Consider the following 2,131-nt stretch of genomic DNA (forward strand, 5'->3'; position numbering starts at 1 on the left):
TGTAGAGGGCGGCTGTAAAATGTAGGAAATCGGCGGTTTAAAATTGTCGGTTTTCCTGCATTTTTTGTATACTCACTTTATCAATCTTTTGAGGAAGTGATGAGTATGCGAAAAGACGTTTATGAAAGGATGAGATATTTTGTGTTAGAGAAGATAAAACCAAATTACTCCGCTATTGCACGACAATATGGTGTTGATCCACGAACTGTAAAAGCGGCATATTTAAGAGCTCAGAGTGGTGAAACAACAGTCGTTAGGAAGCGACGAAGCCGTCGTAGTAAGCTAGACGGATATCAAGATATCATTGAGGATAAATACACTGCCGGATGTTCTGCCAAATCGATTTATGACTTTATCGTTGAAAAAGGCTTTACTGGTAAATACACAATCGTCAAAGACTATTGTCGTCGGTTTCGTAAAGTGCAAACTAAGAAAGCAACGATTAGGGTTGAGCATACGATCGGCTTAAGTGCTCAAGTCGATTGGAAAGAACGAGTTACCATGACTGACCGAAACGGTGTTCCACATACTTTCAGTATTTTCTTGTATGTCTTACCCTATTCAAAATTTAAGTTCTTAAGATTAACTCTAGATCAGAAGCAGGATACTTTATTCAAATGCTTATTTGAAGCCTTTAAGGATACTGGTGGAATTCCTAAAGAAATTTGGTTTGATAATATGTCAACTGTCGTTGACCATAAATTGAGTGACTTCCATCATCATCGCTTTAATGAACGATTCCTATCATTTAGTCATGATGCGGGCTTTCACCCAATCGCTTGTCGACCATTTAGGCCACAAACCAAAGGTTGTGTTGAGGCCTTGGCAAGAACGATGGGAAGATTAAAACCTTATGATGGCGAGTTCAGTACCATCAATGACTTGAACGATATCGTTAATCGATTAGCTCAACGACTTAACCATGAGAAGTCGCAAAGTAATAACCAGAAGCCAGTTGAATTATGGGCAAAAGAAAAAGAGCATTTCCGGTCTTTCAATTACGATCTCACAAGGTACTTCGACAGCGTCCAAACTAGAAAAGTATCGCGAGATTCAATGATTAGATTTCAAAACCATCAATACTCTGTTTCCCCTAATTATATCGGAAAAGAGGTTGAAATTAAACCAGCTACTGATGGTAAAGCTATTCATATTTTCTATCAAGGCGTTGAAATCCAGAAACATGATTTAACCAATAAGCAGTTTAATTATGATCCACACGACAAACACGCCATTCTAAAAAGTGATTTGATGGAAGATAAAACAGACGAAGAAATTGACCAGTATATGCTTAATAACCTCAGTATTTATGATCAGATTGGGGAGTAAAATGAATCAGTATCAAAAACTTATCGATAATTTAACGAAGTTAAATTTACACAATATGGCTGCATCAATTGCGAATTATCGGCAACAAGTCAATGACAGTCAAATTAGTTTTAGCGAAGCACTACTAGAACTAACGGATAAGGAGATCGCCTATCAGCAACAGGAAAGCCTAAAGAGAAGGATCAAACGCGCTAGATTTCCTATTATCAAGCAACTAAATGAGTTTAATTATCAATTTCAACCTTCGATTAACCAGCAGCAAATCGCCGAGTTTGCGACCATGTCATTCTTGGATAATCAAGAGAACATCATCTTTATTGGTAGCCCTGGCGTAGGTAAAACACATCTATCAATTGGACTCGGTATCGAAGCATGCCGGCAAGGTGTGCGAACGCTATTTATTAATTGTCATGAATTAATCCTTAGATTGAAGGCAGCACAAGAAAAGCAACATTTAGAACGAGTAATGCGTCGGTATGAGAGGTATGACCTACTAATCATTGATGAATTAGGCTATTTACCAATAACGGCTGATGAAGCAAAACTATTGTTTCAACTAATAAATGGCCGCTATGAGCGCAAATCAACGATCATAACGACCAATGTGCCATTATCAAGTTGGGGAACCGTCCTCCAGAGTACTGCGACTGCAGAGGCGATTTTGGACCGCCTTGTCTATCATTCACACGTGATTAAGATCAAGGGGAAGTCATACCGTTTGGCATCGGTCAATTCTTAAACCGCCCGAATCATACATTTTTAAACCGCCATAAAACGACAATTCAAAACCGCCCTTGACAAT

Annotated in this window: 2 protein-coding genes; both read left to right on the forward strand. The window is 38.6% G+C overall.

The genetic code is table 11. From position 1 onward, the window contains the following. The first annotated feature begins 105 nt into the window (after nt 1-105). Nucleotides 106-1,329 (forward strand): IS21 family transposase, encoded by a 1,224-nt coding sequence (gene istA / locus H9564_RS08995; RefSeq protein WP_191685124.1) that lies wholly within the window; start codon nt 106-108, stop codon nt 1,327-1,329. Between the two features lies 1 nt (nt 1,330). After that, a complete protein-coding gene (istB, locus tag H9564_RS09000) occupies nt 1,331-2,068 on the forward strand; it encodes an IS21-like element helper ATPase IstB (protein WP_062812727.1) in 738 nt (245 codons plus the stop codon). The last annotated feature ends 63 nt before the right edge of the window (nt 2,069-2,131 follow it).

The organism is Limosilactobacillus avistercoris (assembly GCF_014836425.1).
Classification (GTDB): domain Bacteria; phylum Bacillota; class Bacilli; order Lactobacillales; family Lactobacillaceae; genus Limosilactobacillus; species Limosilactobacillus agrestimuris.